This is a genomic window from Microcystis viridis FACHB-1342, assembly GCF_014698335.1.
Taxonomy (GTDB): domain Bacteria; phylum Cyanobacteriota; class Cyanobacteriia; order Cyanobacteriales; family Microcystaceae; genus Microcystis; species Microcystis ichthyoblabe_A.
The window spans coordinates 1-4,921 of sequence record NZ_JACJSV010000123.1; the positions used below are offsets into that span (position 1 = coordinate 1).

General features: G+C 41.6%; 5 protein-coding genes and 1 pseudogene. 2 read left to right on the top strand and 4 right to left on the bottom strand.

From position 1 onward, the window contains the following. Positions 1-330 precede the first annotated feature (330 nt). Positions 331-1,353, top strand: a pseudogene (locus tag H6G40_RS22425) (IS630-like element ISMae23 family transposase); the annotation flags it as partial. Here H6G40_RS22425 and H6G40_RS22430 read toward each other — a convergent pair. Further along, positions 1,340-2,284: a TIGR04168 family protein gene (locus H6G40_RS22430; RefSeq protein ID WP_123230415.1), complete on the bottom strand. Its 945-nt coding sequence runs from the start codon at positions 2,282-2,284 to the stop codon at positions 1,340-1,342. The pseudogene H6G40_RS22425 and the gene H6G40_RS22430 sit on opposite strands and share 14 nt — an antisense overlap. A gap of 548 nt (positions 2,285-2,832) precedes the next feature. Here H6G40_RS22430 and H6G40_RS22435 point away from each other — a divergent pair. After that, on the top strand, positions 2,833-3,030 hold the full coding sequence (locus H6G40_RS22435; RefSeq protein ID WP_002736283.1) for a hypothetical protein: 198 nt from the start codon (positions 2,833-2,835) through the stop codon (positions 3,028-3,030). 1 nt (position 3,031) lies between these two features. Here H6G40_RS22435 and H6G40_RS22440 read toward each other — a convergent pair whose 3' ends face one another. From H6G40_RS22440 to H6G40_RS22450, 3 genes are all read right to left on the bottom strand, one after another. Next, positions 3,032-4,198, bottom strand: coding sequence for a cysteine desulfurase family protein (locus H6G40_RS22440; protein ID WP_002737766.1), 1,167 nt, complete (start codon positions 4,196-4,198; stop codon positions 3,032-3,034). 116 nt (positions 4,199-4,314) lie between these two features. After that, the gene (locus H6G40_RS22445; protein ID WP_002738273.1) at positions 4,315-4,629 is read right to left on the bottom strand and encodes a Nif11-like leader peptide family natural product precursor; all 315 of its coding nucleotides are present in this window, start codon (positions 4,627-4,629) and stop codon (positions 4,315-4,317) included. 18 nt (positions 4,630-4,647) lie between these two features. Next, the coding region (locus tag H6G40_RS22450; protein WP_190538251.1) for an IS30 family transposase at positions 4,648-4,921 on the bottom strand (274 nt) is incomplete at its 5' end.

Consider the following 4,921-nt stretch of genomic DNA (forward strand, 5'->3'; position numbering starts at 1 on the left):
GTATTCATGATTCTACCGTTTAATTGTTTCTCTTTATTTTGCCTTAGCTAACGTTTTTAGTCTCTAAGCATTTATACTTATTGCAAAATTGGGATGCTCCCGGGGTTATAAGGGATGGACTCCTTATGTAGAAAGGCATTTGGCGATTTTTGTCAATTGTTTTTTATCTAGAGCGAACTCATCAATTAAGTCTCTTGCCAGAGAAGGATTTAGTCAATTTATGCCCCCCTATCGAACCATAACAAGTAACGAAGAGCCATAAATTTCCCAGTGAAGATAGGCAAGAGGCAAAAGCTTCATCGAAATGTGTAATTAATTTTGCTTGGGTACTTAGCTGATTTTATTGGCTGTTCACTCAAAACGGTCGCCTATTGGTGTGTTCACGGCGATCCTAACAATTTAGAAAGTCTAGAAGATGGGAGAAAAAATGGAAATCATAAAAAAGCCACAGAGGAATATATTAATTTACTATTGAAAATAGTTGATGAAGACCCGAAGGAATTTGGATATGAATTCGGGAGATGGACAGCGGCAAGATTAGCAGAGCATCTAGAAAAGGAAACAGGAATTAAACTGAGTGGCTCGCAAGTGAGAAGAATATTGAGAAGAAAAAAGTATGTGTATATCTGGGCGAAATATAGTCTAGAAGATAAGCAAGACAAGAAATTAAGAAAAGCATTTAAAGAAAAATTAGATGAATATTTAAGGTTGGCTAAAGAAAAGCCAGAGTCAATCCAGGTATGGTTTTGAGACGGGGCTTTCAAGGTGGCGACGCAGGTTCGCCACACAGCTCCTCATGAGTGTGGATTTAGTTTGAGAGTAATAAGAAGGAGAGCTTGGACAAAAAAAGGAAAGCGAAAAAAAGTGAATGGACAAAGAAAAAGAGGAAGGGTGAATGTGATGGGAGCCTTAAGATATAATGACAAAAAACGAGTCTGTTTTATGATCAAAAAAGGAAATTCAGAAACTTTCCATGAACAATTAAAGAAACTTCATGAAGAGATTCGTCAAGAATGGATAAACTTGGGAAATCTGCCCGAAGATTTTCGAGAAAAGTGACCTAAGATTATCATTATATTAGACAATGCTAGTTATCACAAAAAGAAAGATGTTATTGAGCAGGTGGAAAAAGAGTTGCCCAATATTAGGCTAGAGTTTTTACCAGCTTATAGTCCAGATTACCACCTAATAGAATTAGTGTGGCATTCCGCTAAAGAATACATAGCTAATCGAGAATTTGAAAATAAAGAAGAACTGGAAAAAGTAGTCAATCAGCTTTTAAATGAAGGGGGATTGATTATTAAATGGAGTAGAAAACTTAAAAATAAGGGTAATGCTGTCAATGTAACTTAAATGCGTAAAAGCTTAGCCGATCAATTGATGCCCCGGAGTGATAAAGTTTTCTATTACTGATAATCTCGAAATTATCGTTCAACCAGATTAAAGATGCTTCTGTGACTAGACCTTCTTCAAGAGTGACTAGGGAAAAATTGCGAGATTTACCCTTATCGGAGTGGAGAATGCGAGGGACACTGGCAGCATTCAGATAAACAGTTCCCATCTCGGAAGTGACCACGGGATTGCGTAAACGGGAAGTAGTATGACGGAGACGGTGGTGCATATGACCGAAACTGACGAGAGGAACCTGTTTTCCTAATAGCTGTGCTTGTGCGATGGCCGCTGCTAAATCCGGATCCCCGTGGTCCCCTCCCAAGGGTTGCCAATCCCGACCACAGATAGCTTCCGCTTCCTTTCCCAGTCCGGCTGGACCATTGTGACCTAAAAAAATCAGGTTATTATAGGCAGTATCTTGAATATTAGCGATAATTTTGGCAGTAGATTCGGCAAAACTGCTGATATTATAGCGTTCTTGAAAAAATTCCCCATTTTTCCACTCGGAACCCCCCCAAGTAAAGGGACGACCCCCAACAATCGAAAGCTCTAAACTGGGTAGGTCTAGTTTTGAGTAACCCACATGAGCAACCCCTAATAATTCTAACTGGGCGGTGACACGATCTTCCTTGTTGCGATCGTAGGGACATTGTTTTCGTCCCCAAGGGGTGGCGCTATACCACGCGTCATGATTACCGAGAATAACGGCTTTTGGTAAGGACAAACTAGCAATCCGACTGACAACTTCTAGGGATTCATTGCCAAAATCCCCCACAAATAGGGCTAAATCCACTTGTAAAGCTTCTAGAGCTAAATTATCTTCTATTTCCCATTGGTCGTGAATGTCACCGATGACGGCGATTTTATAGGTGCGAGGGAAAGAACTTACCATTACCAGTTATCAACTATCATGTACCAGTAATGATCATAACTAGGATTGGCCGAATAAATAGGGTCTGCTGAAAAAGTTTGTTGGTGGGGGCAGGGTGTGGGGTGTGGGGTGTGGGGTGTAGGGTTTTACCGATTTTGAGGTAGTCAGTTACCTAATTTTCAGGGAAAAAGTACCTGAATTTTACCCCCAATCCCTCCAATGGTCGGCACTTTTTGAGGTCAAAAAAGTCTAAAAGCCTTATCCAACAAGGTTTTTAGATTTATTCAGCAAGCCCTAAATAGACCTCTTGCAAAAATCAAAAATCTTCCTTTAGGTGAGGAGTAAGGAGCCAGTAGTCAGTCGTCAGGAGAATTAAGAATGAGCATTAATCAATTAAATGCTCTATTTGGTGATTTTATGCAACTTTATGCTTATTTTTCTCATTTTTGCCCTCTCAAAAATTAATGATGCAAGAACTCAGGTAAAGATGTAAAGATTTAAAACAAAGTTACCCACAGTCATCGGTTTGTTTGTAAATTTAGATACAGAATTATCAGGGTGATCTGTGTATGTCTTTACTACAATACCGCACTACTGCCGTTGTTACTTGTCCCCAAGCAAACACATGGGTACAACTCAGAATGCTCCCCTCTCCATACAGCTTTGATGAAGCGCTACTACTCTGTGAACAGGATCAGGGCCGTTGGGTGGCATGGATTCCCGATTTTGGCGAAATTATCTTGATCGAAGGGCAATTTGAGTCATAAACTAACTCTTGCTCACAATTAAAGCAGATAAACAGCGATCGATCACTTGTTTTAATACTAGAGCCGTCCAATCAATATCGGCTGCGCTGGTGTCCCTTCCCAGGGTTAAACGAATTCCCGCTAATGCTTCTCGATCGCTGTAGCCCATAGCTTTTAAAATTGGACTAGGGGAAAGTTTGCCACTATGACAGGCGGACCCAGAACTAATGCCGATTCCTGCTAAATTAAGCTGACGAACTAGCTGTTTTCCCGTGATCTGACTGTCATCGTCGGGACGGACAATAAAGCTGACGTGGTGGGGTAAACGATAGAATCGGTCCCCCGTGGGCAGCAGATAAGGATAATCGGCTAAGAGGTCAAATAATCGATCTCGCAGGGCGATTAAACGCATTTTTTCGCTAATTAAGTCTTTTTGGGCTAATTCAGCCGCTAAACCGAAAGCTGCGATCACCGGTACGGCTGGGGTTCCCGATCGCAGACCTTTTTCCTGGCCACCGCCCCGCAGTAATGGTAAAATATCGACACCGGCTCTGATGTATAAAGCTCCCGATCCTTGCATTCCATAAATTTTATGGCTGGAAAGAGATAATAAATCTACGGGCAGTTTCCGCACATCAATCGCGCATCTTGCCGCCACCTGCACCGCATCGGTGTGAAAAAGCACTCCCCTTTCTCTGGCAATGCTGCCCAATTCTTCAATCGGTTGTAGGGTTCCCACCTCACTTTGTCCGTAAATAATGGAAATTAAGACCGTATCGCTTTGAATTGCGGCTTTTAGGTCTAAAGGATTCACCCTACCTTGACGATTGACGGGAAGACGAGTAATTTGCCAACCTTGCTGCTCTAATTGTTTACAGGGTTCAGCGATCGCCGAATGTTCCACACTAGAAATAATTATATGACGGGGGCGGTTATACTGTTGAGCAACCCCGATAATCGCTAAATTATCGGCTTCCGTGCCGCCAGAAGTGAAGATAATCTGGTCTGGATTGGCATTAATTAACCCTGCTACCTGTTCTCTAGCCATTTCGATGACTGTCGCCGTATCCTGTCCCCAAGTGTGTAAACTGGAGGGATTGCCCCAATGATGCCGCAGAATAGTGGCAACCCGCTCGATCACTTGGGGATGAGTGGGGGTAGTGGCACTATAGTCAAGATAAATTTGCATTATTTTACAATCTGAGAAATGAGAGTCAAGACAGGCAGCTATTCTCAGTTTAGCCGTTTAAGAGATTAGAAAACGGGTTTCTTAAAGAAACCCGTTTTCTAAGAAACCCGCTTTCTTTAAGAATTGAGTTTTCGGCAGATTTCACGAGCTAAGAAAGGCAATCGATCACAAACTTCCGGATCGCTTTCGAACGCAGATTTTTTTTTAGTTAAAAGCATCACATTTCTGAGAGATATATCAGGAAGTCTTCTACTTTCTTCGGAGTAGTATTCTGCCAGATCTTCAGAGGTAAAGCTGAAGCCTCTCTCAGAAGCCAGTATAACAGTAAGATCCATTAAACTTTGGACATCTGTTGTTAGTTCTAGACTACCTTGAATTTCTAGATCACTCTTAGCAATTTCATTAAACTGTCTGACGGCTTCGATAGACATAAGTTCTCCTGTGATGTGTTAAGATTGAGACCAAGAACAGCCGATGCAAGTCTGAATTGCATCACTATCTGATCTAGCTTGATAGAATACCTCATTGGGGGTCTGATAGTCAAGACATTTTCGAGGACGATTGTTAATTAAGTTTACGGCTCTTTCCACCTCCTCTGGCTTAACGATTTTAAAATTCGTTTCCTTGGGGAAAAATTGTCTTAACAGTCCATTGGTATGCTCGTTTAATCCCCTCTCCCACGAATGATAAGGAGTAGCAAAATAAAAATCTGCTCCTAGTTTC

Bases quoted from the DNA above. Each gene is read 5' to 3' on its own strand.
- H6G40_RS22430 (WP_123230415.1), bottom strand. From the start codon at position 2,284: ATGGTAAGTTCTTTCCCTCGCACCTATAAAATCGCCGTCATCGGTGAC.
- H6G40_RS22435 (WP_002736283.1), top strand. From the start codon at position 2,833: ATGTCTTTACTACAATACCGCACTACTGCCGTTGTTACTTGTCCCCAA.
- H6G40_RS22440 (WP_002737766.1), bottom strand. From the start codon at position 4,198: ATGCAAATTTATCTTGACTATAGTGCCACTACCCCCACTCATCCCCAA.
- H6G40_RS22445 (WP_002738273.1), bottom strand. From the start codon at position 4,629: ATGTCTATCGAAGCCGTCAGACAGTTTAATGAAATTGCTAAGAGTGAT.